Below are 16914 nucleotides of genomic sequence, written 5' to 3' on the forward strand. Positions count from 1 at the left end.
GGATGTAGATGGAGGGCCCGGCGGCCGGCCCGGCATGGCCGGCCGCCGGTATGTCACGCGAGGTGGTCGAAACGACCGTCGCTCACGTGAAGTCGCCCGTCGTGTGCCCACCCGACAGGAAGCGGGTCCCACAGCGAACCGACGAAGGTGCCGGTGTCGTCGACGTGGTGGAACGCGAACAGCCACCAGGCCCCGTCGCGGTCCTGGACGAGCCGGCCGGCGTAGAGGCTCTCGTCGGTGAGGCGGTATGCCTTCTCGATGTCGTAGGGGCCCGTCGCCGAGTCGGCCGGGACCGCCCACACCCCGCCACGCTCACCGGCGCGCCGCCGGTCCTCGCTCAGCTCGCCGTGCAGGCAGCTGAAGACGAGCACGCCGCGCCCGTCGATCGTGGCGATCTGCGGTACCTCGAGCTGTCCGAACCCGGCGCCCGGGTTGGACAGGGGTGGGCGCACCGTCCAGTCCCGCAGGTCCGGCGACGTGGCGTGCCCGATGACGCCGCGACCGTCCGCATCGCCCTGGTTGGCGCGCGCGGTGAGCAGCATGTGCCAGCCGTCGCCCTCGGGGTCGGCGAAGACCCACGGGTCGCGCCATGCCTCGTCGAACCAGGCCACGCCGTCGTACTTCTCGTACCAGGTCGCGTCCGCCTCGACCAACGCCTCGGTGGAGGCCTTCTCCCACGTGTACAGGTCGTCGGACGCCGCGACGCCCACGCGCTGCACCAGCCCGCCGTCGGCGCGCGAGGTCCCGGTGTAGAACATGCGCCAGGTGCCGTCCGGTGTGCGCACGACCGACCCGGTCCACGTCGTGTAGTCGTCGAAGGCCGGGGACTCGGAGGCGATCAGGGCGTCGGAGACCTCCCGCCAGTCGCGCAGGTCGTCGGAGACCGCGTGGCCGACGGCGACGTTGAAGTGCCGGCGGTTCGGGTCGCCCAGCGCGCGCGAGGCCTTGAGGTAGAAGACGTGGTACTCGCGGCCGTCGTCGACGAACCACATGTCCCAGGTCCAGACGTCAGAAAGAATGTAAGGCATCAGCCTTTTACCCCCGAAGATGCAATGGAATTGATGAAAGACCGCTGGAACGCCAGGAACAGCGCGACCACCGGAATCGTGATCAGCGACGAATAGGCCATCACCTGGCCCCACGAGATATTCATCTGGAAGAAGTACTGCAGGCCGATCATCACCGGCCGCAGCTCCTCGCTCTGGACCACCATGAGTGGCCACAGGTAGGAGTTCCACGCGGGAAGGAAGGTGAGGATCGCGACGGTCGCAACCGCCGGCCCGGACAGCGGCATGACGACCTTGCGGTAGATCGCGAACCAGCCCGCGCCGTCCATGCGCGCGGCCTCGTCCAGCTCGCGCGGGATCGAGTCGAAGTACTGGTAGAAGAGGTAGACGGAGAACGCGTTAGCGATGAACGGGATGATCTGCACCTGGTAGGTGTCCAGCCAGCCCTGCTTGAACGCCAGGGAGAATCCGTCGGCCTCCAGCGAGGGCAGCTTGTTGACCCACCACAGCAGCGGCAGGGCGAGCGTCTCGAACGGGACGATCAGGGTGGCCAGGATCAGGCTCAGGACGACGCCCCGCCCACGCCACCGCAGCCGCGCCAGGGCGAACGCGGCCATGCTGTTGACCAGAATGCCGAGCGCGACGGTCACGCCCGAGATGACGACCGAGTTCAGGATGAACTGGCCGAACGGGACGCGGTCGAACACGCCGACGTAGTTGTCCAGGGACACGTCGCCGAGGGGCAGGAACGCACGCCACGAGCCGAGGTCGGCGAAGATCTGCAGGTCGGGTTTGAGCGAGGAGACCAGCATGAAGAGGATCGGGAACGCGAAGAACACGACCAGTACCGACCTCAGCACGGTGACGAGCACCGAGCGCCGTCGTGTTCCGTTCGCCTTTCGTCCCGACGCACGGGTGGTGGTGGCCGGTGTGGTGGACAGGGCGGACATGGTGGTCATCCCCTCTCGCGGGTCAGGAACCGCTGGATCAGAGACACGGCCAGGACCATCGCGAAGAACACGAGCGAGATCGCGGAGGCGTACCCGGTCTGCAGCTGCTGGTAGCCGCTGCGCACGGCGTGGTAGACGACGGTCGTGGTGCTGTCCAGGGGCCCGCCCTGGGTCATGACGTTGATCTGCGTGAACAACGAGAACGCGGCGATCGTGATGGTCACGAGGATGAACGTCCGTGTCTGCAGCAGGCCGGGCCAGGTGACGTAGCGGAACTGGTGCCAGGTCCCAGCGCCGTCCAGCTCCGAGGCCTCGTACAGCTCGGCGGGGATCGTCTGCAGGCCCGAGAGCCAGATGATCATCGTGAAGCCGACCCCCTGCCACACGGACATGAGCATGATCGCCGGCATGGCCCAGGTCGGGTCGTTCAGCCAGTCGATGCCGGTGAACCGGCCGAACGTGACCGTCTCCAGGAACCTGTTGATCAGGCCGTCCGGCTGGTACATGAACCGCCAGAGCAGGGAGACGACGACCATCGACGTGACCACGGGCAGGAAGTAGACGGTCCGGAAGAACTGGGTGCCCCGGACCTTCGCGTTCACCAGGACCGCCAGGACCAGGGCGAGCCCGGCCTGGACCGGGACCACCACGACGGCGAAGTAGAACGTGTTGCGTACCGATGCCCAGAAGACGGGGTCGGTCAGCAGCAGTGCGAAGTTGTCCAGTCCGATGAGCTCCGGCGGGCGCGGTGAGATCAGCCGCGCGTTGGTGAACGCCAGGGCGAACGCCAGGACGATCGGCACGATCAGGAACAGCAGGAACAGGGCGAGTGCCGGGCTGATCATCCAGGCAGCGGTCCTCGCCTCGCCCTGCCGGCCGCGCGACCGCTGTCGGCTACGAGTACGGCGGGACGTGGTGACCGAGGCGGCCGATGGAGCGGCCGTCGGCGGGCTCTGGTGGGAGATGGCCATGAGGTGACTTCCTTCATGCGGGGCGCGCGGCTGCGGGTACGACGAGGCGGACCCGCAGCCGCTTGCCTTGGGGATGGTCCTGACGGGTCAGGTCAGGACGTGTACCCGCCGTTCTGCTTGATGTCGCGGTCGATGTCGGCAACCGCCTTGTCGAGGATCGACTGAGGGTCTCCACCCGCGAGGATGTCGCTGGTCGCCTTCTGGAAGACCGAGGAGATGAACGGGTAGGCAGGCGTCTCGGGGCGGACGACGGCGAACTGGTCGGCCATCTCGAGGTAGATCCGGTTCTCCCCGCCCTCGGCGTAGGCCGGGATCTCCGCGGCGGCGTCGAGGGTGGCAGGGATCAGACCGACGGCGTTGCCGTACTCCACGAAGTACTTCGTCTCGTGGGCGAACTCCAGGTACTCCCTGGCCCCGTCGGCCTCCTCGCAGCCCTCGGCCAGTGCCCACTGCCACGAACCGGCACCGATCTTCGGGCCGGTGCCCAGGTCCGGCGGCGGCAGGACCACGGCGTCGTCGAACGCTTCCTTGACCGTGCTGTCGGCCCAGTTACCGGTGTACAGCAGGCCGCTCTTGCCGTTGACGAAGTCGGCGGTCGAGTCCTCACCGGAGGTCTGGGCCATGTAGCCGTCCTCGACCAGGCCGCGGAACCATTGCGCCCACTCGAGGGCCTTGGGCCCGTTGAGCGCACCCTCGGCGCTCTGGAAGTCCGACCGGTCGATCAGGTCGCCCCCGAAGCTCTGCAGCTGCGGGGAGTAGCCGTAGGGGATCCACTCCCCCGTGCCCCCGGTGCCCATGTCCAGGGCGTAGTCGTACTTCTTGAGGCCGTCGATCTTGGCCAGCGCGTCCATGAACTCGTCCTTGGTCCATGGCTCCTCGAGGGTCGGCACGCGCACGCCGGCGTCGTCGAGGATCGACTGGCGGCTGTACATCGCCAGGGCCACGTCGAAGTACCCGTAGGCGTACACCTCGCCGTCGACCCTGCCCAGGGTGCCCTCGAGCTGGCCCTCGAACGTGTCCTCGGGCAGGCCCATCGGCTGGATGTAGCCGGCCCAGGCCCAGTTGGCGACGTTGGGACCGTCGACGTCGACGATGCACGGCAGGTTGTCCGACGAGGCGGCGGCTACGACGGCGTCGTTGTACGCGTCCTGCGGGAAGTCCTGGACCTCGACGACGTACTCGTCCTGGCTGGCGTTGAAGTCCTCGACGATCGAGTTGACGACGTCCAGCTCGGCGTCGTTGCCACCGGCGTGGGTCCACAGGCTGATCGTTGCGGGTCCGCCGGAGGCGTTCCCGCCGGTCCCCGAGCTGCACGCGGCTAGGCCCGCGACAGCCAGTACGGATAGGCTTACCGCGACGATGCGGCGGTTTCTGCGAGACAAGGTGCCCTCCAGGTCACTTGTTCATGTGGATCGTTGATGCTGCACCGTCGGATCCGGCGTTGGCCCGCCGGTCCGAAGGTTCGCGCCGCCCCCCTGGGTCCTGGACCCAGAGGGGTGGCGCAACCGAGTCCCGGTGGATCACCGGGCCTCGAAGTCGTGCGGTCGGGGCAGGCTTCGTCACGTGCGACTCCGCTTCGATACGGTCGAAGAGCTGCTCGGCCGCCCAGACGCCCATGTCGTAGTGCGGCAGCTCGATCGTGGTCAGTCCCGGGAAGATGCCGTCCGCGACGAACTCCTGGTTGTCGAAGCCCACGATGGACAGGTCCTGCGGTATGAGCAGGCCCAGCTCCGTCGCCGCACGGTAGACGCCCATGGCCAGGCGGTCGTTGAAGCAGAAGATGCCGGTCGGCCGTCGTGCCTCGTCGCGCAGGAGCTGCCTGGCCGCGGCGTAGCCGCCGGCCGGGTCGGTCTCCGCGGTGACGACCTGCAGGTCGTCAGGGCCGAGCCCCGCCTGCGCCGCACGCCGCCGGAAACCCTCCTCGCGGCCGAAGGTCGCGGGGATCTCGTCGACGTCGTTGATGAACGCCAGCCGGCGGTGCCCCGCGGCGAGCAGCACCTCCGCCGCGTCCTGCCCGCCGGCGATCTCGTCGGGCACGACCCACGGCACTCCCGGTGCGGTGCACGAGGCGTTGATCAGGACGGTCGGCACGGAGGAGAGCTGCGGCGGCAGCTCGACCTCGCGGTGGTACATCGCGGCGTAGAGGATCCCGTCGACCTGACGGCGCAGCAGCTCCTCGATCTCCCGGTTCTCGACCTCGCGCTGGTAGCCGGTCGAGACCACGAAGACGACGGCGTCCCTGGACAGCGCGACGTCCTGGGCGCCCAGGATCATCTTGCCCGCGAACGGGGTCGTCGCGATCTCGTCGCCGACCAGGCCGATCGTGTTCGACCTCTGGGTGCGCAGGCTCCGTGCCAGCACGTTGGGCGCGTAGCCCAGTCGTGCGGCCGCGTCCTTGACACGCGCCCGGGTGTCGGGATGAACCCGCTTGCCCGGCACGTCGTTCAGGACGTGGGACACGGTGGTGATCGACACGCCTGCCTCGGCGGCGACCTGCTTGATCGTGACTCGTCGTTGCGCCATCGGTTGCCCAATCGTTTTGCGGCTTCCAACAGTGCCCGCCCGGAGTGGGTTCGTCAAGTCGTCCTAACGAGCGGAACGGATCGTTACTGCGCCGTGACGAGACCGCCCCGACGGACTGGACCCGATCGGCTCACCGCCGTGCGAAGTCAGCCGCTGACGCCGCTCGGGACATCGTGCACGGGAGGCTCTGGTCCGTCCGTCACCGACGTGCGGTGGACCAGCGGGCAGTCCAGGCGGTGGGCGACGTACTCACTGGTTCCTGAGATCTGACGAACGAGCTGTTCCACCGCCCAGGCGCCCATCTCGTAGTGGGGCAGCGACACGGTCGTCAGCCCTGGGTGGAGTCCGCTGGCGATGGGCTCCTGGTTGTCGAAGCCGATCACGGAGACGTCCTCCGGCACGCGCAGCCCGCGGTCGGCGATGGCCCGGTAGACCCCCATCGCCATCCGGTCGTTGTAGCAGAAGACCGCAGTGGGCAGCTCACGGCGGTCGAGCAGGCGAGAGGCGGCTCGGAACCCGCCACCGGCCTCGCCCTCCCCCTCCGCGATCAGCCGCTCGTCCACGACCAGACCGTGCGCCTGGAGCGCTGCTCGATACCCTTCCTGCCGCCCCCGGTTCGCAGGCACGTCCTCGGCGCTGGCGACATGCGCGATCCTGCGGTGGCCGGCTGCGATGAGCGCCTCGACGGCTGCGTAGGCGCCCCCGCGTTCGTCCGGCTCGACGGAGGAGACGCGGTGGGCTCGGTCACGGGCGCCGATGAGAACGGACGGCACCGTGCGGAGCTCCTCCGGCGGCGTGACGAGGTCGTGGAAGACGGTGGCGTAGATGATGCCATCGACCTGACGGTCGAGCAGTGCGACGACATCATCGCGCCGTTCGTCGGCGTCCGCCTGCAGGGCGGAGTTGATGATGGCGAGCGTCAGATGGTGCTTGCTCGCCATCTCCTGTGCGCCGAGGATGATGCGCCCGGCGTGCGGGGTCGTGGCGATCTCCTCGGTCAGCAGGCCGATCATGCCCGAGCGCTGTGTCCGCAGGCTGCGCGCGATCCGGTTGGGCCGGTAGCCCATCCTGGCCACCACGTCGAGGATGCGCTGCCGGGTCTGCGCGTTGACGCGGGTGTGCGGCGTCTGGTTGAGCACGTGCGAGACGGTCGTGACCGACACGCCCGCCTCGGCCGCGACGTCCTTGAGCCGCACTCTCTTGCTCACCGCGTCTGCTCCTCGCCTCTGGTGTTGCTCGCCGTCGCTCGTGGTGTCTGGTGAATCTACGGCACGACGCCGGCCCATCGCTCCGAGGCCGGCAGGCGGCCGGTGGCAGGCCGGCACCTCGTCTGCTACGCCCCCACTGTCGGTGTGGCGCGGAACGCGTTGGAGGCCTTGTCCATGATGACCTGGGAGTCGCTGCCTGAGTCCAGGATCGTGTTCCCCGTCGACCGGGCGTCGACCTGGACGGTCGTGACGTCGAGCCGGTCGGCGGCCTTCGTCAGCAGGGCATCGACCTGGGCCGTGAAGGACGAGTCGCTCGAGCTCGGCCGGATGTCCGTCGCGACCGTGTGGTTGCTGGAGACGTAGTTTCCGCCTCCCTCCACGAGCCGGATGATGACCGGCGCGGCGCCGGGCGGCCGGACGCTCCGTGCATCGACGTTCGCGGAGAAGTGGTTGGCGATGACCGAGTTGTTGCTTCCGCTGATCCGCAGGAGCCCGTGGAGGTCGTCGAGCCCGTTGTCGATCCCCAGGAACGGCGTCCACGGCTCGTGGTCGCGCAGGAGATGGTTCGACGCCACGAGGTTCTCCGCGCAGCTCTCCGCCAGGACGACCATCCCGGGGTAGAAGGAGTGCAGGCGGTTGTTGGTGACGCTCGAACGTGTGACGCCCTCCAGATGGATGCTGCTCGCGCCCCGCGGAAAGACGTTGTTCGCGGTGATCAGCAGGCCGCCGTGGTTCTCCGCCATGATCGAGTGGCCCTTGTAGCCTGCCCCTACCAGGTTGTCGGTGACCTTCGACGCCTGCCCCCAGCCGCGCAGCTCGATACAGCTCCCGCACTCGGCGATGAAGTTGTCGTGAACCGAGAGCGCGTCGGCATTGTAGATCGTCAGGCCGTGCTCGAGGTAGACAAGGCCCATCCCGGTGATGCGGAACGAGTCGTTCGCGCTGGCGACATAGATTCCGGTCTTGCCGTTGACGTAGCCGTTCTCCGGGTTCCCTCCGGCATCATCGGCGGTGAAGTGCAGGCCGTCGATGCAGAAGTTGGCGAACTCGACCGAGCTGATCCGAGGGTCTCCGGCGCGCGCGACGTAGAACGCGGCGCCCGCCGGCTCCTCGGCGCCGGCGTCGGCGGGTATGTCGACCAGCACACGGCTTCCTCCCGGCCACAGCTCGTGCAGGTCCGCCCACTCTGCCTCGGGCACGTTGAACCGGATGCTGGACGACGTGAACCCGTGTCCGGAGCCCTCGATCCTGAGGTAGCTGATGTCGATGACGACCTGTGTGCGCAGGTGGTAGTCCCCTGGTGGGATGTAGATCACCGCGCCGGGCTTTCCGCCCGAGCCCTCGTCAGTACTCTTCTGCCTGCTCTTGATGTCGGCGATGATGGCATTGATCACCGCGCCGACGTCCTCGTACGGATCCCCCGCGGGCCACTGTGTGACGTCGTAGTAGTTGCTCACTATGTTTGACCTCGTGTTTCTGCTGTCTGCTGTCGTTGCTCAGCCCTTGACGGCGCCGAGCGTGAGCCCTGCGACGATGTGCCGCTGGAGGATGAGGGTCAGCACGATGACCGGGACCGAGTACAGGGCCGCCAGCGCCGTCATCGGGCCCCAGTCCAGGCCGAACTGTGTCTGGAAGTTCGCGATGACGATGGGTGTGGTCTGGGCCCTGACGGATGTCAGGAGGATCGCGAAGAGGAACTCGTTCCAGGAGGCCAGGAACGCAAAGATCGCGGTGACCGCGACTCCGCCCGAGACGATCGGTAGGACGACGCTCCACAGCGCCCGCAGACGTCCGGCGCCGTCCACCTTGGCGGCTTCTTCGAGCTCGAAGGGAACGGCCTCGAAGAAGCTGGCCATGAGCAGGATGCACAGCGGCAGGGAGATCGTCGTGTGCGCGATCGCCAGGCCGGTGGGGGTGTCGGTCAGGTGCAGGCCGGCGAGCATCGACATCAGGGGCACGCCGACCGCCACGGGCGGCACCATGCGGGTCACCAGCGCGGCCACGCTGACCAGGCGTCCGGCCCGGGTGCGGAACCTGGTGATCCCGTACGCGGCGGGCACCGCGAGGACGAGGGACAGCAGTGTGCTGATCGCGGCGGTCGAGATGCTGTTGATGAACGACGCCACGACACCGGTGCGGTCCAGGGCGGAAACGTAGTTCTCGATCGTCCACTGCGACGGCAGGATGCGCGGTGGGACCGCCAGCGTCTCGAACGGGGTCTTGAACGACGTCAGCAGCAGGTAGACGAACGGGAAGCCGTAGAGCACCACGGTGCCGGCGAGCAGGACCCACAGCAGGCGGCGGGTGGCGGGACGGCGTGCGGTCAGGCCGGTCATGACTGAGCTCCAGGTCGCCAGATGAACCAGACCGCGATGCCGGCGACCAGCAGCATGGCGAGCAGGTACAGGGTGCCCATCGCGCTGGCCTGACCCGGTTCGCCGAAGCGCACCATGGTCTGGTAGACGAGCAGGCTGAGGGTCTGCGAGGCGTTCTGGGGACCGCCACCGGTCTGGATCAGGATGATGTCGAACGCCTTGGCGGCGTCTATACCCCGCACGATCAGCGCCACGGCGATGACCGGCCGCAGCAGGGGCACGATGATCCGCGTCAGGAGCGTCCCGAATCGTGCGCCGTCGAGCCGGGCCGCCTCCAGCAGGTCACCCGGCACGTTCTGCAGGCCGGCGAAGAGGACCAGCGTCATGAACGAGGTGGTCAGCCAGATGTCGGGGATGGCGACCGCCCACAGCACGATGCCGGGGTCGGACAGCCATCCGATGTCGGAGGGCGAGTCCAGGAGCCCTGCCCGGAAGAGCAGCTGGTTGACGATGCCGGAGTTGTCGATGAGCAGGAAGCGCCACAGCAGACCGGCCACGACCGGGGCGATCATCAACGGGTACAGGAAGATCGTGCGGAAGACCGACGAGCGTTGGCCCAGTGCGGTGAAGAGCAGCGCGACGGCGAACCCTAGGACGAACTCGAAGGTGACGACGATCGCGGTGTAGGCCAGCGTGCGCCACGCAGCGCCGCGGAACGTCGCGCTCGACAGGATCTCGGCGTAGTTGTCGAGCCCGATGAAGTGCCGTGTCGCTCCGGCGATCGGCGAGATGTCGTAGAAGCTGTCGAAGACCAGCCGCACCAGCGGCCAGGCTACGAAGACGGCGAGGAAGAGCGCAGCGGGCGCCATGAGCAGTGCTGCGTAGCGGCGATCTGTGAGTCGCACGGCGAGACCTTTCGTGAACAGGGGTCGGACGGTGAGAGCCGCTGGCTCGGCGGCGCGCGGCAGCGCCGCCGAGCCGGCCGGGTCTCAGCCGACGATGTCCTCGATCTGGGACTTGGCCTGGTCGAGCAGAGCCTGGGTGTCCGCGCCGTCCGTCGTGGCCTCCTGCAGCATCGGGACCAGGACGCTGTCGACGATCTCCTGCCATTGCTCGGTTGCCGGTCGCGGAGCCGTGCCCGGCGCGTCGAGTGCCTCGATCAGTGCGGTGAGGTGTTCCTTGCCGTCCTGCTGCGCGCCCGATTTTAGTGCCGGGACCGTGGCCGCGAGCCCCAACGAGGTGTCGATCCCCAGCTCGTTGTGGTCGAAGGCGAACTGGACGAACTCCTTGGCCAGGTCCTGCTTGTCGGTCGCGGTGGGCACGGACAGGTACCAGGCGCCGGGGACGGCTGCCGCTCCTCCGGGGCCCGCAGGCATCGTCGTGACGCCCACGTTTCCTGCGACCGGGGAGTCCTCGGGCACCTGGGCGTAGGCGTGGGCCCAGAACCGGGTCATCGCGGTTCGCCCCTGGTAGAACAGGTTCTGCGCCTCGGCCCAGTCGACCTGCGAGGCACCTTCCGGGGCGGAGCCGGCCTTCAGGGGCGCGACGTAGGCGTCCAGGGCACGCTTGTGGTCGGCGTCGTCGATGATGACGTTGCCTTCGTCGTCGAGCACCACGTTCTGGGCACCTGCCTGCAGCACGAGCGCCAGCCACTCGGTCTCGACCGCGCCCTTGACGTCGGTCCCGTACAGGTCGGCGGCGCCGTCGTCGTCGGTGTCCTGGGTGAAGAAGGCGGCGATGTCCAGGTACTCGTCCCAGGTCGTGGGCGGAGCCAGCTCGTAGCCGTGCTCCTCCTGGAAGGCCTCCTGCTGCGCCGGGTCGGAGAACAGGTCCTGGCGGTAGAGCAGCACCTCGGCGTTGGTCCACGCCGGCATCCCGACGAACCGGTCCTCGACCTGCGCCTCCTGCACCAGGGAGGGGAACAGGTCGTCCTGCACCTGAGGGGTGAACAGGTCGTCCAGCGGTGACAGGCCGGGGGCGAACGCGTCCAGCCAGATCGAGTCCAGCGCCGCCACGTCGAAGCTCACGTTCCCCGACGACATCTCGCTGGAGACGCGGTCGTACAGGCCCTCATAGGGCAGCTCGACGAACGTCACCTTCGTCCCGGTCTCTTCCTCGAAGGCCTGGGCGACCGGTTCGAGCTCGGCCTTCCCTCCCCCCTCGGCCAGGATGGTGAGGCCATCACCCCCGGCCGACGGTTCCTGGCTCGTTCCTCCGGCGCCGCACGCACTCAGTCCGAGGACGAGGCCGAGCGCCAGGCCCGGGATCGTCCTGCGGGCCACCCTGTGCGTGTGCCGCTGCATCTTGTTCTGTGGCGTCATCATTGCCTGACTCCTTCGTCATGGTCGTCGGGCTTGCCAAATCGTTCTGCCCAACCGATTTGGCTGAAAGTACTGGCTCAGTTTCGGTGCTGTCAAGGGTTGTCTGCCCGTGCTGGAGGCGTCGACCGGCGCAGTGGTCTTCATGCGGGCACGTCGGCGCAGGGTGCGCCGACGGCGGTTCGGACGCCGTCCTAGAGCGGTCGCCGGTCCTGCACGGCCGGCAGCTCGGGGTACGGCGCGTGCGGTGTGTTCTGGTACCAGTAGGCCGTGGTGCAGATGTCGTCGGCGCGTTCGAACAGGTCGGTGCCGTCGTGACCGATCTGCTGCAGGGTGACGCGAAGGTCCTGGGCGAAGCGGATCGGGTCGGGCAGGTGCCACCGGTACAGGCCGTGGGTGGTGGGCATCGAGGTGGCGTAGGGCGCGCGCCGGGTCGTGTCGTGGGTGCCGCGGTGCGGGTAGCCGAAGTAGGGGGCGCTGAAGGTGTGCACCTCGGGTTCGCGCTCGTTGGTGAGCTCGTCCTGGAAGGCCCAGGCGCCGCCGGCGTAGTCCTCCAGGCCGGTGCCGCAAATGGTGGGCAGGTCGTGGTCGCCGTCGACGTAGAACTTCACCTCGCCCTCGCCCCACCAGAACCTGCCCAGTGCGGTGAGGGCGACGTAGGTCCCGATGTAGGTGCCGGCGCCTTGGATGCCGTCCACGATGACGTGGTCGGTGCCCTTGTGCGGCGGGAGGGTGCGTCGCCATTGCGCGTGCAGGTAGCCGACGTCCGGGGCGAGGTCGTCGCCCTCGGTGTAGTCGATCTGGAAGAAGACGGCTTCGATGTCGCCGGGGTGCTGGCTCTCCAGGGTCAGGCGCGCGCCGCGTCGGAACGGCATGACCAGGTAGCTGTTCATGCCGCCGGTGGGTGCCACGACGATCGGCAGTGACTGCAGGGTCGTGCGGGTGGCGAACCCGTTGAGGAAGAAGTCGCCGAGCGGGACCTCGATCGACGGCCTCGTCTCGCCGTCCCAGTAGGCGCGCAGCACGAGGTCGCGCAGTACGAACGGCCCGGCCGGGGTCGTGTCGGGCACGGTGATCCAGATGTGTCGGATGACGCCTGGCCCCGTGATGTCGGCCAAGGTCAGGATCTCGCCGGCAGGCAGGGGCAGGTAGGCGCGTCCCTTGCGTCCGGGGCCCAGGACCGAGGCCGCCGCGCCTCCGGAGCCTTTGGCTCCGGTGGGGTTCTCGGCGGTGATGGCGCGGCTGCGTACCGTGGAGGCGCGCAGATAGGCGGGTAGTTCTGACATGACTGGCCTTTCCGAAAGAGTGTTGTCGCCACCTCAGGCGGAGGCGCGCATGACGGCGGGGCATTCAACCGTCTCGAGATGCCCGGGAGCATCGGCCTCGATCTTCGCCAGCAGGGCCCGCACGCCCCGGACGCCGATCTCGTAGTGCGGCAGGGCGATGGTGGTGAGCTTGGGGCGCAGGTGGGCGGCGATGACCTCTTGGTCGTCGAAGCCGACCACGGCCAGGTCGCCGGGGATGGAGAGCCCGAGCTCCTTGGCGGCGTCGTACAGGCCCATGGCGGCACGGTCGTTGTAGCAGAACACGGCGCTGGGCCTGTCTTCGCCGTCCAGGAGCTTGCGCCCGGCGAGGTACCCGGCCTCCTGGAAGCCACCGACGTCGTCCGGGTAGATCGGGATGACGAGACCGTCGTCGAAGGGAACGCCGTGCGCCGTGAGCGCGGCCTGGTAGCCGGTGAGCCGGCCCGTGGTGGACGGGGCCTCCTCGGTGGAGTTGATGAAGGCGATCCGCCGGTGCCCCCTGTCCAGAAGGAGCTCGGTCGCCAGCCGGCCGCCCTGCACCTCGTCGGGCACGATCGAGGTCGCCCCGGGGGCGGGTGAGTAGCAGTTCACGAAGACGCTCGGCAGCGCGGCCAGCAGCGGCGGCGCCTGGACCTGACGGTGGTACCAGGTCGAGAACAGGACGCCGACCGCCTGGTGGTCGATCATCATTCGGATCGCGTCCTCGGTCGCCCCCGGCACCAGGTCGGTGTCGGCGACCAGCAGGACGTAACCGCGGCGCCAGGCCTCCTCCTGGGCGCCACGCAGGATCTGGCCGGCGAACGGGCGGGTGGCGATGGCGTCGGCGACCATGCCGATGAACCGGGACTGCCCGCTGACCAGGCTCTTGGCGGCCGCGTTGGGCCGGTACCCCAGCTCGGCGACCGCATCGAGCACACGCACGCGGGTCTGCTCACCGATCCGGTCGCGCTTCTTGTTGTTGATGACCAGCGAGACGGTGGCGACGGACACCCCGGCGCGTTCGGCGACGTCCCGCATGGTCACGACAGCGGGCTTGGCCGGGCTCGGCCGGGGGGACGTGTCGCTCGGTTCGGTCATCGCTTGTCCGTCGCTCCGCTCGGAAGAACTGTCCTCGGAAGAAGTCTCGCTGTGCCGCCCTGTCATCCCTTGTTCGCCCCGGCCTCGATGCCGTAGATCATGGCGCGGTTCAGGACGAGGAACACCAGCAGCAGCGGCGTGATCGTGACACACACCGCGGCGAACGTCGCGGTCCAGTCGACGTTACCCATCGCGCCGATGTAGTTCTGCAGGCCGAGCGGGATGGTCTTCAGTCCGTCGCTGAGGACGAACGTGTTGCCGAAGATGAAGTCGTTCCAGATGAAGATGCTGTTGACCAGCACGACCGTGACGATCGTGTTCGTAGACAGCGGCAGCGTGATGGTCCAGAAGATCCGGTACGGCCCGGCGCCGTCCAGGCTGGCGGCCTCGTAGGTCTCGCGGGGGATGTACTCGAAGAACGAGCTGAACAGGTAGACCGACAGCGGGAACGCGAACCCGGCCAGCGGGATGATCATCGACAGGTGGGTGTCCAGCAGCCCGATGGAGGCGTAGTCGATGAACAGCGGCACCAGCGCGATCTGCACGGGCACGATGATGCCCAGCATGAAGATGCCCCGCACGACCCTGCTGCCCCGGAACCCGAGCACCTGCAGGGCGTAGGCCGCCATCATCCCGAACACGACGATGACGGCGCTGGCGCCGAGGGTCACGATCAGGCTGTTGACGATGTTCAGTCCGAGGTTGCCGACGCCGAATGCGCGCTCGTAGTTGTCGAAGGTGATGGTGCTGGGCAGCGCGAACGGGTTGCCGGTGACGAAGTCGTTCTCGGTGCGCAGGCTGGTCAGGAACAGCCACACCAGGGGGTAGACCTGCACGATCACGACGGCCGTGACGATCACGGCCGTCGCGATGCGGTACGGGTGGACCTTCTTGTGTCGACGCACCAGGGTGCGGGGCGGCGTGGTGGGCGGGGCGGCGAGCGCGGTCATGCGTCTGCCTTCCTTCGGGACAGGCCGTAGATCAGGGCGACGGCCACGAGGCACTCCACGACGATGAACACGGCGATCGCGCTGGCGTAGCCGTAGTCGGTGCCGGTGAACGCGGTCTTGTACATGTAGGTGGTCAGCAGCTCGGACGACTGGCCCGGGCCGCCGTTGGTCAGCAGGAACGGGATGTCGAACCCGCGCAGCGTGTAGGTCGCCGCCATGACGACGGTCGTGATCCAGACCGGCCGGATGAACGGAAACCGGATCTTCGTGAAGATCGTCCACCGGGAGGCGCCGTCCAGCTTCGCGGCCTCCTCCAGCTCCTGCGGGACGGCGATGAGGGCGGCGTACAGGATGACCATGTACAGACCCATGAACCGCCAGCCCTCCGGCACCGACACCGCGGCCAGGGCCGTGTTGACGTCCGAGAGCCAGGGCCGAGACAGGTCGTGCAGGCCCAGACCGTCCAGGATCTGGTTGAGCAGTCCTTCCGGGTTCTCGGAGTAGATCCGCTGGAACAGGAACGAGATCGCGACGGTCGAGATAACCGCCGGCAGCAGGTAGAGGGTCTTGACCAGCTCGCGGCCGCGGTTCAGTGCGGTGAGCAGGTTGGCGACCAGGAGCGCGCCGCCGAGCTGGAGCACCAGGCAGATGACGAGGTAGACGAGGCTGTTGCGGAACACCGTCCAGAAGACGTCGTCGCCGGCGAACATGCGCGTGTAGTTGTCCAGGCCGGCGAACTGCATGTCGCTGATCCCGTCCCAGTGGAAGAAGCTCAGGAAAAGTGACTGCAGGATCGGGAACAGGACCGCGACCCCGTAGACGAGCAGCGGTGGCACGAGGAAGACCAGCACGGCGATGCGTGATCGGTGGGGAAGCATGCTGTGGCTTTCCGGGGCGGGATCCTTCTTCGGGTCCCGCCCCTTGGGATCGAGAGGTCAGCCGTCGGAGGCCGGGGCGTTCTGCTTGACGGTCGAGTCGACCGTCTCGGTGAACTCCTGCGGCGTGGTGTTGCCCTGCAGCAGCAGGACCAGCTCCTGCTGCAGGCGGCTGTTCGAGGTCGGGTCGAGCTGGGTGTCCCAGGGCATCGCCAGGTTCGTCCCAAGATCGTCGGCGGCGTCCAGCGCCTTCTGGTACAGCGGGGTGGCGTCGTCCGGGATCGTCGTGGAGACGTCGGTCGTGGGTGACAGTGCGCCAGTGGCGGCGTACCGGGCCGGGTACTCGGTCAGCGTGAACTTCAGGAAGTCGCGCACCAGCGGGTCGTACGTCCTGGCATTGACGGCCATGCCGATACCCGAGCTGACGACGTACTCGTTGTCCGCGGTCACGGCGTCGTCCACCGTCGGGAGCGTGAAGAAGTCGACGTCGTCACGCACCGACGCGTCGAGCTTGTCGGTGGCGAGGTTGGCCAGCTCCCACGTGCCGATGTTGTACATCGCCGCCTGCCCGGAGGTGAACAGCGCCTGCGCGTCCGCGTAACCGGTCGAGGAGAAGCCGTCGTCGAAGCAGCCGGCGTCCGCCAGCGCGGTGAGCCAGTCGACGGTCCTCTGGCCGATGTCGTCGCCGAGCGAGGCCTTCGCCGTCTTGAGGTCCTGGATGTACTCGGGCCCTGCCAGGCGGAACGGGTAGTAGGCGATGTACCGCTCCAGCGGCCACTGGTCCTGGCCGTCCAGCGCGATCGGCGTGATGCCCGCCTCACGGAGGTCGGTGCACATGCGCGGGATGTCGTCCAGCGTCGCGGGGACCTTCACCCCCGCCTCGTCGAACAGGGCCTTGTTGTACCAGAAGAACTCGAGCTGGAACTCGAACGGGATCATGTGGAGCGACCCGTCGTCGAACCGCTGGTAGTTCAGCGCGTTCTCGCGGTAGCTGTCGTACAGGCCGAGGTCCTTCAGGAGGGCCTCGGCGTCGATCATCTGACCGCGGTCGGCGAGCTTCTGCGCGAACGGGGTGGCGTCCGTGTCGAACAGCTCGGGCAGCTTGTTGGCCGCGGCGAGGGTCTCGTACTTCTGGATGTAGGAGGGCCGGTCGGGTGTGGTGATGAGCTCCAGGGAGAACCCGGGGTGGTCCTGAGCGTACTCGTCCGCGAGCTCCTTGATGATGGAGATGGTCGCCCCGTCCGCGGGTCGTGACAGCAGCCACGAGATCGGTCGAGGGGTGATCTCGCCGTCCGGGTCGACGTCGCCGGGGTCGGTGCCGGTCGGCGCGGAGGAGCACGCGCTGAGCAGGCTCGCTAGCACGGCGGCCGCGGCGAGCACGGTATGGAATCGCTTCATCGGTCTTCCACTTCTGTG

The 16914-nt window shown here is 68.0% G+C and carries 15 protein-coding genes; all 15 read right to left on the bottom strand.

All coding sequences use genetic code 11. From position 1 onward, the window contains the following. Positions 1-53: 53 nt before the first annotated feature. Positions 54-1028, bottom strand: coding sequence for a glycoside hydrolase family protein (locus tag AC0QU1_RS15705; RefSeq protein WP_483570556.1), 975 nt, complete (start codon positions 1026-1028; stop codon positions 54-56). Further along, positions 1028-1819: a carbohydrate ABC transporter permease gene (locus tag AC0QU1_RS15710; RefSeq protein ID WP_483576709.1), complete on the bottom strand. Its 792-nt coding sequence runs from the start codon at positions 1817-1819 to the stop codon at positions 1028-1030. Before AC0QU1_RS15710 ends, AC0QU1_RS15705 begins: the two co-directional genes overlap by 1 nt. Before the next feature lie 143 nt (positions 1820-1962). Next, positions 1963-2928 carry a carbohydrate ABC transporter permease gene (locus AC0QU1_RS15715; protein ID WP_483570557.1) on the bottom strand — a complete coding sequence of 322 codons (966 nt, stop codon included), beginning with the start codon at positions 2926-2928 and terminating at the stop codon, positions 1963-1965. A 92-nt stretch (positions 2929-3020) separates the two neighbouring features. Continuing rightward, positions 3021-4310 carry an ABC transporter substrate-binding protein gene (locus AC0QU1_RS15720; protein ID WP_483570558.1) on the bottom strand — a complete coding sequence of 430 codons (1290 nt, stop codon included), beginning with the start codon at positions 4308-4310 and terminating at the stop codon, positions 3021-3023. Between the two features lie 13 nt (positions 4311-4323). Further along, positions 4324-5451, bottom strand: coding sequence for a LacI family DNA-binding transcriptional regulator (locus AC0QU1_RS15725; protein WP_483570560.1), 1128 nt, complete (start codon positions 5449-5451; stop codon positions 4324-4326). 146 nt (positions 5452-5597) lie between these two features. Beyond that, positions 5598-6659 (bottom strand): LacI family DNA-binding transcriptional regulator, encoded by a 1062-nt coding sequence (locus AC0QU1_RS15730; protein ID WP_483570562.1) that lies wholly within the window; start codon positions 6657-6659, stop codon positions 5598-5600. 125 nt (positions 6660-6784) lie between these two features. Continuing rightward, positions 6785-8116 carry a NosD domain-containing protein gene (locus AC0QU1_RS15735; RefSeq protein WP_483570563.1) on the bottom strand — a complete coding sequence of 444 codons (1332 nt, stop codon included), beginning with the start codon at positions 8114-8116 and terminating at the stop codon, positions 6785-6787. Positions 8117-8155: 39 nt separating this feature from the next. Further along, positions 8156-8995, bottom strand: a complete 840-nt coding sequence (locus AC0QU1_RS15740; RefSeq protein ID WP_483570564.1) for a carbohydrate ABC transporter permease — start codon at positions 8993-8995, stop codon at positions 8156-8158. Then, entirely contained in the window at positions 8992-9879 is an 888-nt protein-coding gene (locus tag AC0QU1_RS15745) for a carbohydrate ABC transporter permease (protein ID WP_483570565.1), read from the bottom strand. The genes AC0QU1_RS15740 and AC0QU1_RS15745 overlap by 4 nt, the downstream gene beginning before the upstream one ends. A gap of 84 nt (positions 9880-9963) precedes the next feature. After that, positions 9964-11298: an ABC transporter substrate-binding protein gene (locus AC0QU1_RS15750; RefSeq protein WP_483570566.1), complete on the bottom strand. Its 1335-nt coding sequence runs from the start codon at positions 11296-11298 to the stop codon at positions 9964-9966. Positions 11299-11486: 188 nt separating this feature from the next. Next, on the bottom strand, positions 11487-12578 hold the full coding sequence (locus tag AC0QU1_RS15755; protein WP_483570567.1) for a glycoside hydrolase family 172 protein: 1092 nt from the start codon (positions 12576-12578) through the stop codon (positions 11487-11489). A 33-nt stretch (positions 12579-12611) separates the two neighbouring features. After that, complete coding sequence (locus tag AC0QU1_RS15760) at positions 12612-13673, bottom strand: LacI family DNA-binding transcriptional regulator (RefSeq protein ID WP_483570568.1); 1062 nt, start codon at positions 13671-13673, stop codon at positions 12612-12614. A gap of 62 nt (positions 13674-13735) precedes the next feature. Continuing rightward, positions 13736-14623 (bottom strand): carbohydrate ABC transporter permease, encoded by an 888-nt coding sequence (locus AC0QU1_RS15765; protein WP_483570570.1) that lies wholly within the window; start codon positions 14621-14623, stop codon positions 13736-13738. Then, complete coding sequence (locus tag AC0QU1_RS15770; RefSeq protein WP_483570571.1) at positions 14620-15501, bottom strand: carbohydrate ABC transporter permease; 882 nt, start codon at positions 15499-15501, stop codon at positions 14620-14622. Before AC0QU1_RS15770 ends, AC0QU1_RS15765 begins: the two co-directional genes overlap by 4 nt. Before the next feature lie 57 nt (positions 15502-15558). Then, positions 15559-16896 carry an ABC transporter substrate-binding protein gene (locus AC0QU1_RS15775; RefSeq protein ID WP_483570573.1) on the bottom strand — a complete coding sequence of 446 codons (1338 nt, stop codon included), beginning with the start codon at positions 16894-16896 and terminating at the stop codon, positions 15559-15561. Positions 16897-16914: the final 18 nt, after the last annotated feature.

This window comes from Promicromonospora noduliphila, assembly GCF_056951025.1.